Source organism: Streptomyces sp. NPDC048172 (assembly GCF_043202595.1).
GTDB lineage: Bacteria > Actinomycetota > Actinomycetes > Streptomycetales > Streptomycetaceae > Streptomyces.
Map to the genome: position 1 here is coordinate 85,155 of NZ_JBIDAT010000001.1, position 13,445 is coordinate 98,599.

At 72.1% G+C, this 13,445-nt stretch carries 13 protein-coding genes and 1 pseudogene; 10 read left to right on the plus strand and 4 right to left on the minus strand.

Features of this window, described 5'->3' with window-relative positions; genetic code table 11:
• Positions 1–11 precede the first annotated feature (11 nt).
• Both ACGF3A_RS00395 and ACGF3A_RS00400 read right to left on the minus strand, forming a co-directional pair.
• Positions 12–1,316 (minus strand): MFS transporter, encoded by a 1,305-nt coding sequence (locus ACGF3A_RS00395; protein ID WP_393724264.1) that lies wholly within the window; start codon positions 1,314–1,316, stop codon positions 12–14.
• Between the two features lie 114 nt (positions 1,317–1,430).
• A complete protein-coding gene (locus tag ACGF3A_RS00400) occupies positions 1,431–2,222 on the minus strand; it encodes a DeoR/GlpR family DNA-binding transcription regulator (protein WP_393724266.1) in 792 nt (263 codons plus the stop codon).
• A 115-nt stretch (positions 2,223–2,337) separates the two neighbouring features.
• Here ACGF3A_RS00400 and ACGF3A_RS00405 point away from each other — a divergent pair, with 115 nt between their 5' ends.
• The 5 genes from ACGF3A_RS00405 (at position 2,338) to ACGF3A_RS00425 (ending at position 7,952) form a co-directional block, all read left to right on the plus strand.
• Positions 2,338–3,009 (plus strand): HAD family hydrolase, encoded by a 672-nt coding sequence (locus ACGF3A_RS00405; protein ID WP_393724268.1) that lies wholly within the window; start codon positions 2,338–2,340, stop codon positions 3,007–3,009.
• A complete protein-coding gene (locus ACGF3A_RS00410) occupies positions 3,006–4,070 on the plus strand; it encodes a 2-hydroxyacid dehydrogenase (RefSeq protein ID WP_393724270.1) in 1,065 nt (354 codons plus the stop codon). The genes ACGF3A_RS00405 and ACGF3A_RS00410 overlap by 4 nt, the downstream gene beginning before the upstream one ends.
• Positions 4,067–5,524: an FGGY family carbohydrate kinase gene (locus tag ACGF3A_RS00415; RefSeq protein WP_393724272.1), complete on the plus strand. Its 1,458-nt coding sequence runs from the start codon at positions 4,067–4,069 to the stop codon at positions 5,522–5,524. The genes ACGF3A_RS00410 and ACGF3A_RS00415 overlap by 4 nt, the downstream gene beginning before the upstream one ends.
• Before the next feature lie 220 nt (positions 5,525–5,744).
• Complete coding sequence (locus ACGF3A_RS00420; protein ID WP_393724274.1) at positions 5,745–7,475, plus strand: dihydroxyacetone kinase family protein; 1,731 nt, start codon at positions 5,745–5,747, stop codon at positions 7,473–7,475.
• A 6-nt stretch (positions 7,476–7,481) separates the two neighbouring features.
• Positions 7,482–7,952, plus strand: a complete 471-nt coding sequence (locus tag ACGF3A_RS00425) for a ribose-5-phosphate isomerase (protein ID WP_393724276.1) — start codon at positions 7,482–7,484, stop codon at positions 7,950–7,952.
• Between the two features lie 85 nt (positions 7,953–8,037).
• Here the strand turns inward: ACGF3A_RS00425 and ACGF3A_RS00430 are convergent, their stop codons facing one another.
• Positions 8,038–8,241: a cold-shock protein gene (locus ACGF3A_RS00430; protein WP_180931495.1), complete on the minus strand. Its 204-nt coding sequence runs from the start codon at positions 8,239–8,241 to the stop codon at positions 8,038–8,040.
• A 286-nt stretch (positions 8,242–8,527) separates the two neighbouring features.
• Between ACGF3A_RS00430 and ACGF3A_RS00435 the strand changes: the two genes are divergently transcribed.
• From ACGF3A_RS00435 to ACGF3A_RS00455, 5 genes and pseudogenes are all read left to right on the plus strand, one after another.
• On the plus strand, positions 8,528–9,394 hold the full coding sequence (locus ACGF3A_RS00435) for a menaquinone biosynthetic enzyme MqnA/MqnD family protein (RefSeq protein ID WP_393724279.1): 867 nt from the start codon (positions 8,528–8,530) through the stop codon (positions 9,392–9,394).
• A gap of 71 nt (positions 9,395–9,465) precedes the next feature.
• The gene (locus tag ACGF3A_RS00440) at positions 9,466–11,070 is read left to right on the plus strand and encodes a serine/threonine-protein kinase (RefSeq protein ID WP_393724281.1); all 1,605 of its coding nucleotides are present in this window, start codon (positions 9,466–9,468) and stop codon (positions 11,068–11,070) included.
• A 94-nt stretch (positions 11,071–11,164) separates the two neighbouring features.
• Positions 11,165–12,370: a cyclic dehypoxanthinyl futalosine synthase gene (mqnC, locus tag ACGF3A_RS00445; RefSeq protein WP_393724283.1), complete on the plus strand. Its 1,206-nt coding sequence runs from the start codon at positions 11,165–11,167 to the stop codon at positions 12,368–12,370.
• Positions 12,371–12,396: 26 nt separating this feature from the next.
• Positions 12,397–13,095 (plus strand): demethylmenaquinone methyltransferase, encoded by a 699-nt coding sequence (locus tag ACGF3A_RS00450; RefSeq protein ID WP_393724285.1) that lies wholly within the window; start codon positions 12,397–12,399, stop codon positions 13,093–13,095.
• 132 nt (positions 13,096–13,227) lie between these two features.
• A pseudogene (locus ACGF3A_RS00455) lies at positions 13,228–13,296 on the plus strand (zinc-ribbon domain-containing protein); the annotation flags it as partial.
• Positions 13,297–13,298: 2 nt separating this feature from the next.
• On the opposite strand, the gene ACGF3A_RS00460 reads toward ACGF3A_RS00455, so the two are convergent.
• Positions 13,299–13,436, minus strand: coding sequence for a hypothetical protein (locus ACGF3A_RS00460; RefSeq protein ID WP_393727230.1), 138 nt, complete (start codon positions 13,434–13,436; stop codon positions 13,299–13,301).
• Positions 13,437–13,445 lie beyond the last annotated feature (9 nt).

Consider the following 13,445-nt stretch of genomic DNA (forward strand, 5'->3'; position numbering starts at 1 on the left):
AGCGGCAGGGCTCAGGCGGGTGCCGTGGCCGGTTCCGGCGAGGCGTCGTCGCCCTTCCTGGGCGTGTCCGCGTCCTCCGGGGCCGGACCGCCGCGCTCCTCGGGGAGCTTGAGGAAGAACGTCAGCACCATCGCGACCAGGTAGAGGGCGAGGAAGACGATCGTCACGCCGCCCGCGCCGACCAGCGGGAGGAAGAGGCTGGCGACGGCCGGGCCGACGAACGTCGCGCCGCCCGCGCCCAGGTTGAGCAGCGCCATCGCGCCGCCCTTGTTCTCCGGCGCCATCGAGGGGATGAGCGCCGAGATCGGCACGAAGCCCGCGAGGGTGGCGCCGTAGAGCATGCCCGCGATGACGGCGACCCAGTAGTAGTCGGGGCCGAGCCAGGTCGGGACGAAGTAGAGCGTGGTGACGCTGATCGCGCAGCCCAGGGCGCCGAACGTGGCGATCGTCGTACGCCAGCCGATCTTGTCGGAGGCGGCGCCGAAGATCAGGTTGAAGAAGATGTTGGTGCCGTAGATGATCGCGAGCAGCTGCAGCCACTTGTCGGTGCCGAAGCCCACGTCGTCGGAGAAGATCCGCGGCAGGTAGACCAGCATGCCGAACTGGGGCGCGGTGTTGATGATCCGCACCAGGCAGCCCACCAGGACGCGCGGGTGGGTCCTGACGATGGAGACGCTGTTCTTGAGGCTCTCGGCCGTCGTGACCTCGGGGGGCGCGAGACGCTCGCCGCCCGGCCGCTTGCCCGCGCCGACGAGGGCGACGGCGCCGCCGAGGACGATCAGGGCGAGCCCGGTCCACAGGGTGCCCATCTTGCCCAGCGCGGGGATGGTGAAGCTGGCCCAGAGCGAGCCGAGGGTGGGCAGGCCGCCGGTGAAGGCGAAGTAGAACCAGCCGACGGCGGTGCCGAGCCGGGCCTTGGGCGCGGTGCCGGTGATCCACACCAGGAAGCCGAAGGCGAAGAGCGGATAGCCGAAGCCGCGGATGCCGTAGAAGATCAGCATCAGCGTGAAGTTCTCGGTGCCGAGCGCGAAGACCAGGTAGGCGACGTCGAAGACGGCCCAGATCACCAGGCCCACCCACATCACCTTGCGGGGGCCCCACACCTGTGCGAGCGCCCCGGAGAACCAGGAGGCCAGCATGACGGCGACGCCGTAGACGGTTATGACGTATCCGGCCCTGACGTCGGTGCCCGCGCCGTTGTCGGCCATGTACGGAGCGATGAAGCCGCTCTCCACACCGTCGCCGATCATGAACAGCAGTACGCCGATATAGCCGAGGACCAGGGTCTTCGGCAGCCCTATGCGATCCAGCAGCATCGCGGCCTCCACTCTGAGGTAAGCAGGTTGCACCAGGGATACTCAGCCTGGCCGCGATAAATATCAAGGGCTGTGTTAAAGGTAACGACGACTTTTGTTAATCCGTGACCAGTGTCAGGTCGTGACCAGTCGTACGTCCGTCTGCTTGCGCATGTCCGCGAGCACCGTCTCGTCCACAGGCCCGGTCAGCACCACGTGGTCGAAGGACGCGACCGGGTCGAGGCGGTGCAGGGCGCTGCGCCCCACCTTGCTGTGGTCCATCAGGAGCACGCTGAGCGCCCCGGCGCCGCGCATCGCGCGCTTGATCGCGACGATCTCCTGCTCCTGGTGGAAGGTCATCTCGGACGTCATCGCCGACGTCGAGACGACCGTGACGTCGACGGAGAAGCTCTTGATCATCTCCAGCGCCGAGAGCCCGATCCAGGAGTCGTGCGTGCGCGAGTACTCGCCGCCGACCAGGATCAGCCTGATGTCGTCCGCGGCCCGCAGCTCCTCCGTGATCAGGCGGTAGTTCGTGACCACCGTCAACGGCCCGACCTGCGGCAACAGCTTCGCCAGCGCCAGCGCCGTGGTCGAGTCGTCCAGCATCAGGGACATGCCGGGGGTGAGGAAGCCGAGCGCCTCGCGGGCCAGCGCGCCCTTCTCGTCGGAGTGCGCGTGCAGCCGGAAGTCGGAGCTGGACTCGAAGACGGTGGACGGCTGGGCCGAGACCCCGCCGTGGTATTTGCGCAGGATGCCGCGGTCGGCGAGCTCGGCGATGTCCCGGTGCACCGTCATCAGGCTCACGCCGGTCAGCTCGGTGAGCTCCGCCACGGTGGCGTCCCCCTGGGCCAGCACGTGGTCGACGATCAGTTGCTGGCGCTTCTGGCGCGTGGCGCGTGCGGATCCGGATCCTTGGGCGGTCATACGGGCCATCTTGCCCCCTGGGGGCCGGAGAGGCGCACGCCGGTATCAGGAGGGCGGTGACAACTAACAGATTGGGTGTTAATTTGCTGAGACAGCGATGTTAGGAGTACCGGCCGTGGCCGATGCAGTGGTGTTTGACATGGACGGAGTGCTCGTCGAGAGCGAGCACCTCTGGGAGGGCCTGTGGACCGCGTTCGCCGCCGACCGCGGCAAGCAGTGGGGCCCCGAGCAGACCAAGAGCTGCCAGGGCATGAGCGCTCCCGAGTGGGCCGCCTTCCTCACCGAGTTCGCGGGCGCCGGTGACAGCGCCGCGGACACCGAGCGGACCGTCGTGGACGGCATGATCAAGGCGCTGGAGGACGGTGAGATCGACCTCCTCCCCGGCGCCCGCGAGATGGTCACCGACTCCGCGGCCCTCGGCCCGATCGCGCTCGCCTCCTCCGCGCCCCGCCGGGTCATCGACGCGGTGCTCGCGCACCACTCCGTCGACCACCACTTCAAGGCCACCGTCTCCAGCGCCGAGGTGCCGCGCGGCAAGCCCAGCCCGGACGTCTATCTCGCCGCCGCGGAGAAGCTCGGCGTCCCGGCCGCCGACTGCCTGGCCGTCGAGGACTCCAGCAACGGGCTGCGGGCCGCCGCGGCCGCCGGGATGACGGTCGTCGCCATCCCCAACCCCACCTACCCCCCGGCCGAGGACGCCCTCGCCGGCTCCGCGCACGTCGCCGCCGACCACGCCGACGTACGCCGCTATCTGCTCACCAAGCTCAAGGATGGTGCCCGCGCATGAGCACGGACGCGCGCAAGGTCCTCGCCTCCGGCGACCACTTCATCGCCCCCCAGCTCTTCGTCGACGCGCTGCGCGAGGCCGCGCCCGGCATCGCGCTGGACTTCCGCACCCAGACCACCCCGTGGCCGCTCACCCCCTTCGGCCCCGTCGGGAACGTCAAGGAGGCCAGCGGCACCGAGGAGGAGCTGCTCGAAGCGCTGGGCGACGCGGAGGTGGCGCTCATCCAGATGGCGCCCTTCACCGCCGAGGTCATCGAGAAGGCGCCGAACCTCAAGCTGATCGGCGTCGCCCGCGGCGGCCCCGTGAACGTCGACGTCGAGGCGGCCACCAGAGCAGGCATCCCCGTCACCTTCACCCCGGGCCGGAACGCCGCGGCGGCCGCCGAGTTCGCGCTCGGCCTGATGCTCGCCGCGCTGCGCCGCATCCCCTCCTCCGACGCCGAGCTGAAGAAGGGCGTCTGGCGCGGCGACTACTACGCGATCGGGAACGCGGGCATCGAGCTGGACGGCACCACCGTCGGCCTCGTCGGCTACGGCGCCATCGGCTCGATCGTGGCCCGCGTGCTCAACGCGTTCGGCTCCCGCGTCCTGGTCCACGACCCGTACTGCGACCCGGCGAAGGCCGAGGCCGACGGCGTCGAACTGACCGGCCTGGAGGACCTGCTGCGCCGCAGCTCCGTGGTCTCCCTGCACGCCCGCGTCACCCCCGAGACCCGGCACATGCTCAACGCCGCGAACCTCGCCCTCCTCCCCGAGGGCGCCGTCCTCGTCAACTCCGCGCGCGGCGAGCTGATGGACTACGCGCCGCTCCCGGACATGCTCCGCTCCGGCCACCTGGGCGCCCTGGCCCTGGACGTCTACGACGTCGAACCGCCGCCCGCCGACTGGCCGCTGCACCAGGCGCCCAACGTCATCACCACCCCGCACCTCGCGGGCGCCACCCGGCAGACCGCCGACCGCGCCGCCGCGATCACCGCGGGCGAGGCCGCGCGCTTCCTGCGCGGCGAGCCGCTGCGCCACGTCGCCAACCCGGAGGCGCTCGGGGGAGGACGGGAGTCATGATCGTCGGGGTCGACGTCGGCACCTCCGTCACCAAGGCCCAGCTGATCGCGCGCGACGGACGCACCGGGCCCGCGCACGAGGCCCGCAGCACCGTCTACACCCTCCCGGGCAACCGCGTGGAGCAGGACCTGGACGAGGTCGTCGGCACGGTCGTCACGGTCGTCCGTGCCGCCGTCGCCGACGCCGCCGCGCTCGACCCGGACGAGCCCGTCGAGGCCCTGGCCCTCACCGGGCAGGGCGACGGCCTGTGGCTGCGCGACGCGGCGGGCCGCCCGGTCGGCCGCGCCCTGTCCTGGATGGACGGCCGCGCCGCGCCCGTGCTCGACCGCTGGGTCGCCGACGGGGTCGCGCGCGAGGTCCACGCCCGCACCGGAGCAGGGCTCTTCCCCGGCTCCGCCGGTCCGCTGCTCGCGTACCTCGCCGAGCACGAGCCGGAGCGCCTTGAGCGCGCCGAGACCGCCGGGTACTGCGTCGACGCGATCGTGCAGCGCTTCACCGGCGAACGGACGGTCGACGCCTCCGACGCGTCCGTCCCCTTCCTCGACGTCGTCTCGCGTACGTACGACGAGCGCGCCCTCGACCTGTGCGGGCTCGGCGCCTGGCGCAAGCTCCTGGCCGAACCGGCGCCGCGCGGCGCGCTCTTCCCGCTGCTGCCCGAGGCCGCGGCCGAGCTGGGCCTGCCCTCCGGACTGCCGGTCAGCGCGGGCCCGTTCGACATCCCGGCCTGCGGCTTCGGCTCCGGGCTGAGCGAGCCGGGCCAGGGCCACATGATCATCGGTACGACCCTGGCGTGCCAGGTCCTCTCCGACGACCCGACACCGCCGGGCGGCGCGGGCGGCGACGAGGCCGCGGGCATGGTCCTCGCGACCCCGTACGAGGACCGGTACCTCAAGGTCATGCCCGCGATGATCGGCACGGCGGGCCTCGACTGGCTGCTGAAGATGCTGAACGTGCGCATCGAGGAACTGGACGCGCTGCTGGCCCAGTCGCCGTACGGGGCGGGCGGCGTCACCGCGCTCCCCTTCCTCTCCACCAGCGGCGAACGCGCGCCCTTCGTGGACGCGCGGGCACGAGGCCGCCTGGACGGGCTCTCGCCGCTGACCGGCCGCGCGGACCTGGTCCGGGCCCTGTGCGAGTCCGTCGCGTACTCGGCCCGCCACTGCCTGGAGACGCTCGGCGTCTCCGCGTCCGTCACCGCCTGCGGCGGCGGGGCCCGTTCGGGCGAGTGGGGCCGCATCTTCGCGGGCGTCCTCGGCCGTGACCTGTACGTCCGCGACGACGCGGTCGGCATCCGCGGCGCGGCGCGGGTGGCCTGGGAGTCCCTGGGCGTCCAGGCCCGTGCGGAGGGCTCGCCCCCTCACGTCGTCCGGGCCGACGAGGAGGCCCTCTCCTTCTACGACGAGGGCTACGCGCAGTACCTGCGGTCGCTCGCGGTGGCGAGGGAGAACTGGTGAGCAGGCCAGAGCAAAGGTGCCCCGTCAGGGGCGCGGGGCTGTGCCGATGTGCGGCTCCGCCGCGTGGGCGCGATCGCGCGTGGTGGGGCTGTTCCGGGCATGGGATGTGCCCCGTCAGGGGCGCGGGGAACTGCGCGGGCGGCTACGGCGCACCGGCACTCTGCAACGCACCGCAAGGGGCAGCCCCTTGGCAGCCGCTGCTCAGACTTGGAGTTCACTCATGACCAGGTTGTTCAACGACCCGGCGACGTTCGCCGAGGACATGGTCGCCGGGTTCGCGGCGGCGCACCCCGAGCACATACGGGCCGTGCACGGCGGAGTGGTCAGGGCACAGAAGAGCCCGCGAGCCAAGGTCGCGGTCCTCACAGGTGGCGGCTCCGGCCACTACCCCGCGTTCTGCGGCGTAGTGGGGGAGGGCTTCGCCGACGGCTCCGTCATAGGCAACGTCTTCACCTCGCCCTCCGCCGCCCAGGCGTACTCGGTCGGCCGCGAAGCGGACACCGGCGCGGGCGTGCTGTTCATGTTCGGCAACTACGCCGGTGACGTCATGAACTTCGGCCAGGCCGCCCAGCGGCTGACCTCCGAGGGGACACCGGCACGTACGTTCGCCGTCACCGACGACATAGCCAGCGCGCCCCCCGAGGATCTCGCCAAGAGGCGCGGCATCGCGGGCGGCTTCACCGTCTACAAGACCGCCTCGGCCGCCGCCGAGGAGGGCGCGGACCTCGACGAGGTCGTACGCGTGGCCGAGCACACCAACGCCCGTACCCGCACCCTCGGCGTCGCCTTCGCGGGCTGCACGCTCCCCGGGCAGCGCGAGCCCCTCTTCACCGTCCCCGAGGGCAAACTCGGGCTCGGCCTCGGCATCCACGGCGAGCCCGGCGTCAGCGAGAGCGCGCTGACGTCCGCCGAGGAACTGGCCCGCACGCTGGTCGAGGGCCTGCTCGCGGAACGCCCCGAAGGCGTCACCGACAACCGCGTCGCGGTCATCCTCAACGGGCTCGGCGCCACCAAGTACGAGGAGCTGTACGTCGTCTGGGGCACCGTCGCGCGGCTGCTGGCCGACGCGGGCCTGGAGCCCGTACGCCCCGAGGTCGGCGAGCTGGTCACCAGCCTCGACATGGCGGGCTGCTCCCTGACGCTGACCTGGCTGGACGACGAGCTGGAGCGGCTGTGGCTCGCGCCCGCCGACACCCCCGCCTTCTGCAGGGGCCGGCTCACGCATGCGGACGGACCGGTCGCGGCGGCACGGGCCACCACCCCCGAGCCCCGTGCCGCCGCGGCCCCCTCCGCCCTGGAGTTGGCCACCGGCGCCGCGGCGGAGACCTCGGCGACGGCCGTACGGGCGCTGCGCGCCGCGCACACCGTGCTGCACGAGCAGGAGGAGGCGCTCGGCCGTCTCGACGCGGTCGCCGGGGACGGCGACCACGGCCGGGGCATGTGCAAGGGCGTCGACGCGGCGCTCGCGGCGGCCGAGACGGCGCACGCCGAAGGTGTCGCGCCCGCGCCGCTGCTCGCCGCAGCGGGCGACGCGTGGGCCGCCGAGGCGGGCGGCACCTCCGGGGCGCTGTGGGGCGCGGCCCTGCGCGCGCTCGGCGCCGGGCTGCCCGCCGACCGGGCCCCCGAGCCCGCCGAGTGGGGGGCGGGCGCGCGGGCCGCGCTCGACGCCGTCACCTCGCTCGGCGGGGCCGAGCCCGGCGACAAGACGCTGGTGGACGCGCTCGATCCGTTCGTGACCGCGTTCACGCGGGGGACCGGCGCGGGCGAGGAGCCCGCCGCCGCCTTCGCCGCCGCGGCTGGCGAGGCCCGTACGGCCGCCGAGGCCACCGCGGAGCTGCGGCCGAAGCTCGGCCGGGCCCGCCCCCTCGCCGAGCGCAGCGTCGGCACCCCCGACCCGGGCGCCACCTCGCTCGCCCTCGTCCTCAACGCCCTGACCCCGCTGGGAGGCTGACCCGTCATGACCACCGCACAGCCCTTTCGAGTCGTCGTCGGCTGCGACGACGCGGGCCTGGAGTACAAGGAAGCCCTCAAGCGCGACCTCAAGGGCGACGCGCGCGTCGCCGAGGTGACCGATGTCGGCGTCGGCAGCGACGAGCACACCGCCTACCCGCACGTGGCCGTCGAGGCCGCCCGCCGGGTCGCCGACGGCGAGGCCGACCGCGCGCTGCTGATCTGCGGCACCGGGCTGGGCGTCGCCATCAGCGCCAACAAGGTGTCCGGCATACGCGCCGTCACCGCGCACGACAGCTACTCCGTCCAGCGCTCCGTGCTCAGCAACAACGCGCAGGTCCTCTGCCTCGGGCAGCGCGTGATCGGCCTGGAGCTGGCCCGCACCCTCGTCGACGAGTGGCTGGACCAGCACTTCGACGAGAACTCGGCCTCGGCCCAGAAGGTCGCCGCGATCACCGGCTACGAGCAGGGCTGCTGAACTCGGGCCGAACCGGCCCGGCCCACCGGAAAAGGCAGGAGCCCCCGCCGTCGGCGGGGGCTCCTTGGGTACTGCTTTTCCAGAATTACTGCGCGGTGACGTTCTCCGCCTGCGGGCCCTTCGGGCCCTGCGTGACGTCGAAGGTCACGATCTGGTTCTCCTCAAGCGAGCGGAAACCAGAAGCGTTGATCGCGGAGTAGTGAACGAAGACATCGGGGCCGCCGCCGTCCTGGGCGATGAAGCCGAAGCCCTTCTCGGCGTTGAACCACTTGACGGTTCCGGTAGCCATAAGCCCTCCTTGGGCCTATAAGGGTTGCCCTGTTCCAGAACCCGCGAAGAAGTCTCTGAGAACTGACGAGAGCCCGCGGTCACATGCGCTCCGCAGGCTCTGTACTGCAAGGGAAACCAAACTGCAACTTGCGGCGAGCCTAGCACGGTGGCTCCGGCCGGGGAAGGGTTGAAGATCACGTGCCCGGGCCCTTGCGCGGGCGGCCACAAGGGCTCCGTGGAACCTCCGGTGAGCCTCCGGGGGACCCCGCACAGGACCGTACAGACCGGGGCGTACTCTCCGGAGGGTGACTGCGAAACCGAGGACCCCGCGCTCCCGCCCCCGCGTCGGGCACATCCAGTTCCTGAACTGCCTCCCCCTCTACTGGGGCCTCGTGCACACCGGCACGCTGCTCGACCTCGACCTGACCCGGGACACCCCGGAGAAGCTCAGCGAGTACGTGATCGACGGGAGCCTCGACATCGGCCCGGTGACGCTCGTCGAGTATCTGCGGAACGCGGAGTCCCTCGTCGCCCTCCCCGGCATCGCGGTCGGCTGCGACGGCGACGTGATGTCCTGCGAGATCGTCTCGCGCCGCCCGCTGGAGGAGCTGGACGGAGCGCGCGTCGCGCTGGGTTCGACCTCGCGGACCTCCGTACGCCTGGCGCAGCTGCTGCTCTCCGAGCGGTTCGGCGTCGAGCCGGAGTACTACACGAGCGCGCCCGACCTGGAGCGGATGATGAAGGAGGCGGACGCCGCCGTCGTCATCGGGGACGTCGGCCTGCGCGCGTACCTGCGGCATCTGCCCGACAACGAGCTGTACGTGTACGACCTCGGCCAGCTCTGGAAGGAGTGGACGGGGCTGCCGTTCGTCTTCGCCGTCTGGGCCGTGCGCCGCGACTTCCTGGAGCGCGAGCCGGAGACCGTGCGCGAGGTGCACCGCGCCTTCCTCTCCTCCCGCGACCTCTCCCTGGAGCAGATCGACAAGGTCGCCGAGCACGCCGCGCGCTACGAGGTCTTCGAGCCGCCGGTGCTGGAGCGGTACTTCACCACCCTCGACTTCCGCTTCGGCGCGCGGCAGCTGGAGGGCGTCTCCGAGTTCGCCCGCAGGGCCGGGGAGTCGGCGGGCTTCCCCTCGGACGTACGGGTGGACCTGCTCGACGGCGAGGGCTGAGCGCCTCGCGCGGCGCCCCCTAAGCTGGTCGGGCACACCAGGGCTGTGGTCAGAGCTGGGGGGACGTCCGCATGCAGCCGCTCGAACCCGACGACCCGCCCGCGCTCGGCGCCTACCGTCTGCTGCGGCGGCTGGGTGCCGGGGGCATGGGCCGGGTGTACCTCGCCCGCTCCGGGAGCGGCCGTACGGTCGCGGTCAAGGCCGTCCATCCGCACTTCGCCGTCGACGAGGAGTTCCGGCGCCGCTTCCGGCGCGAGGTCGAGTCCGCGCGGCGGGTGGGCGAGGGCTGGACAGCGCCGGTGCTGGACGCCGACGCGGACGCGCCCGTGCCCTGGGTCGCCACCGGCTATGTGGCGGGCCCCTCGCTGACGCAGGCCGTCGAGGAGTACGGGCCGCTGCCCGAGACGACCGTACGGGCCGTGGGCGCCGGGCTCGCCGAGGCGCTGCGCCATGTGCACGGGCTCGGGCTCGTCCACCGCGACGTGAAGCCGTCCAACGTGCTGGTCACCGTGGACGGCCCCCGGCTGATCGACTTCGGCATCGCGCGGGCCACCGACGGCACGGCCTCGCTCACCTCCAGCGGCGTCTCGATCGGCTCGCCGGGGTACATGTCGCCCGAGCAGGTCCTCGCCAAGGGCACGACGGCGGCCTCGGACGTCTTCTCGCTGGGCGCCGTGCTGGCGTACGCGGCGACGGGGAAGGCCCCCTTCCCGGGCGACAGTTCGGCCGCGCTGCTCTACAAGGTCGTGCACGAGGAGCCCGAGCTCGACGGCCTGGAGGGCGAGCTGCGCGAGCTGGTCACGCGCTGCCTGGCCAAGGACCCCGCGGGGCGCCCGACGCCCGAAGAGCTCGCTAGCGCGCTGGCCGGGACGGCGGGCGGCGCCTCCGGACTGGTGCGTTCCGGCTGGCTGCCCGCGCCGCTCGTGGAGCAGGTGGGCCGCCGCGCCGTCGAGCTGCTCGACCTGGAGCCCGAGCCCGACAGGGGCCACTCGGGGCCGGTCCCCTTCACGCAGTCCTCGCAGGGGCCCGCGCCCGCGTCCTCGGCCGTGCCCGCCTCCTCCGCTTCGGCGGGCTTCGGGCCGCCCGACCCCTCGTACGGGCAGGGGGCGGCCCCGGCATCGGCGGCCCCGGAACCGGCGACGAAGCCGCCGGAGGAGCCGCCTCCGCCGGAGAAGCGGCGCCGCAAGGTGAGCTGCACGGTGGTCGTCTCGTTCGCCTGTTTCGCGGTCGCCGCCGTGCTCAGCTCCTACTTCCTCCTGCCGCTCGGCGACGGGGGCGGGGCCAAGGACCAGGGCGCCGAGCCGCCCCGGGCGAGCCCGCCATCCGACGGGGGCGGGCAGGGGATGAAGGACTTCCTCGGCACCTGGCAGGGGCCCGTGACCTTCAAGAGCGGGACGCCCGGCGGCACCATGACGATCACGATCAAGGACGGGAAGCCGGGGGAGAAGGTCGCCACGGGCGGAACGAAGATCGCCGGTGTGGGGTGCAAGGGGTACTGGAAGCTGGACTCCGTGCGCGGCAAGAAGCTGACCATGAACTCGGTCGCCGAGGAGGACTCCCCGTTCTGCGCCGGGAACAGCAAGGGCGACACCTTCACGCTGCGCGGCGACGGCTCGCTGCGCTTTGTCGCGGCGGTCGGGAACGGGCCCTCGGGGACGCTCCGGAAGATCGAGTAAAGGGCTGGCGTAGGCTGGTCCGGTCGCTGCAAAGCGGTGAGATGGGTGAGATGTCCGTCTCCGCCGCGTCCGCCACGTTTGGAGGGAAGCGCCGGTGTCACAGCCCGCGTCGAACGCCGACCTGCAGTCCGTTCTCGACCGAGCGGCGGACGGGGGGCGTGTCACCGCCGAGGAAGCTCTCGACCTCTACCGCTCCGCGCCGCTGCACGCGCTGGGCGCCGCCGCCGACGCGGTGCGCCGCCGTCGCTACGCGGGCACGGAGCACATCGCGACGTACATCATCGAGCGGAACATCAACTACACCAACTCCTGCGTGACGGCGTGCAAGTTCTGCGCCTTCTACGCCGCGCCCAAGAGCGACAAGGTCTGGGTGCGCGAGCTGGACGACATCCTGCGCCGCTGCGAGGAGACCGTCGCGCTGGGCGGCACCCAGATCATGTTCCAGGGCGGCCACCACCCGGACTTCGGCGTCGAGTACTACGAGGAGCACTTCTCCGCGATCAAGAAGGCGTTCCCGGAGCTCGTGATCCACTCGCTGGGCGCCAGCGAGGTCGAGCACATGGCCCGGATCACCGGGGTCTCCGCCGAGGAGGCGATCCGCCGGATCCACGCGGCGGGCCTGGACTCCTTCGCCGGGGCCGGGGCCGAGCTGCTGCCCGCCCGCGCCCGCAAGGCCATCGCGCCGCTCAAGGAGAGCGGCGAGCGCTGGCTGGAGATCATGGAGATCGCCCACGGGCTGGGCGTCGAGTCGACGTCCACGATGCTGATGGGCACCGGCGAGACCAACGCCGAGCGCATCGAGCACCTGCGCATGATCCGGGACGTCCAGGACCGTACGGGCGGCTTCCGCGCCTTCATCCCGTACACCTACCAGCCGGAGAACAACAAGCTGCGCGGGCAGACGCAGGCGACGATCTTCGAGTATCTGCGCATGATCGCCATCGCGCGGATCTTCCTCGACAACGTCCCGCACATCCAGGGCTCCTGGCTCACCACCGGCAAGGAGATCGGCCAGCTCTCGCTGCACTACGGCGCCGACGACCTGGGCTCGATCATGCTGGAGGAGAACGTCGTCTCCTCGGCGGGCGCCAAGCACCGCTCGAACCGGATGGAGATCATCGACCTCATCCGCACGGCGGGCCGCGTTCCCGCGCAGCGCGCGACGACGTACGAGCACCTGGTCGTGCACGACGACCCGGCGAACGACCCGGTGGACGACCGCGTCGTCTCCCACCTCTCCTCGACCGCGATCGAGGGCGGCACGGCGCACCCCGAGCTCACCCTCATCGACGCCAACTGAGCCGACTGAATGGACCCGGACCGACCGTGACGCGCGCAACCCTGGACAAGAAGCCGCACGAAGTCGCCGCGATGTTCGACGACGTGGCCGCGAAGTACGACCTCACCAATGACGTGCTCTCGCTCGGCCAGTCCCGGCTGTGGCGCCGCGCCGTCGCACAGGCGATCGACGCACGCCCAGGCGAGAAGGTGCTCGACCTCGCGGCCGGTACGGGCACCTCGTCGCTGCCGTTCGCCGACGCCGGGGCGTACACGGTGCCGTGCGACTTCTCGACGGGCATGCTGGCGGAGGGCAAGCGGCGGCTGCCCTGGATGCCGTTCGTCGCGGGCGACGCCACGAAGCTGCCCTTCGCCGACGGCGTCTTCGACGCGGTCACCATCTCCTTCGGCCTGCGTAACGTCCGCGACGTCGACGGGGCGCTGAAGGAGATGCTGCGCGTGACGAAGCCGCGCGGGCGCGTGCTGATCTGCGAGTTCAGCCACGCGACCTGGGGGCCGTTCCGCAAGGTCTACGAGGAGTACCTGATGCGCGCCCTGCCGCCGGTCGCCCGGAAGGTGAGCAGCGCGCCCGACGCGTACGTCTATCTCGCCGAGTCCATCCAGGAGTGGCCCGAGCAGGCCGAACTGGCCCGCCGCCTCCAGTCCGCGGGCTGGAACCACGTCGCCTGGCGCGACCTCACGGGCGGCATCGTCGCCCTCCACCGGGGGTACAAGCCGGCGGCGTGACGCCCGGTTGCACTTAAGTAACTCCGCTTCACAGGGCACTGCTTCGTGGGAACCATGTACGGGTCACGTGTGTCGTAGGTAACACCTGCGGCACCCGCGATCCCGTCCCCACTCCCCGACCACGGAGCGCTCATGTCGTCCCCATGCCCGGAATGTGGCACTTCGCTTCCTTCGGAGGCCCGCTTCTGCATGGGCTGCGGCCATCAGCGGGGGCCCGAGACGCCGCCTCCGCCTCCGCCTCCGACGACCCCGCCGCCGCCCGCGGCTGCTCCGCCGCCCGCGTACGCCCCCGCGACCGCCGCGCCCTCGCCCGTCGGGGCGTTCCTCTCGCGCGCGTTCACCGGGGACTG